Source organism: Bacillus sp. AFS023182, from assembly GCF_002560575.1.
Taxonomy (GTDB): Bacteria; Bacillota; Bacilli; order Bacillales; family Bacillaceae_G; genus Bacillus_A; species Bacillus_A arachidis.
Genome location: NZ_NTRO01000179.1, coordinates 1 through 345, shown reverse-complemented (window position 1 = coordinate 345; position 345 = coordinate 1). Strand labels below are relative to the sequence as shown.

Here is a 345-nt window from a genome sequence, read left to right as displayed (position 1 = left end):
AGATAATCAACCTAGTTTGTTAGTAGCTAAGAGAAAACCTTTGAATATTAGTATAGACTTACCTGGCATGAGAAAAGACAATACAATTACTGTCCAAAATCCTACATATGGTAATGTGTCTGGAGCAGTAGATGAATTAGTATCCACTTGGAATCAAAAGTATTCAAAAACACATACGTTACCTGCAAGAATGCAGTATACAGAATCTATGGTGTATAGTAAATCTCAAATAGCAAGTGCTCTTAATGTTAACGCTAAATATCTTGACAATGCATTGAACATTGACTTTAATGCTGTTGCAAATGGAGAGAAAAAAGTGATGGTTGCGGCATATAAGCAAATATT

1 protein-coding gene is annotated in these 345 nt (G+C 33.3%); it reads left to right on the top strand.

From position 1 onward, the window contains the following. On the top strand, window positions 1–345 hold a 345-nt coding region (locus CN288_RS28085), incomplete at both ends, for a thiol-activated cytolysin family protein (protein WP_176527771.1).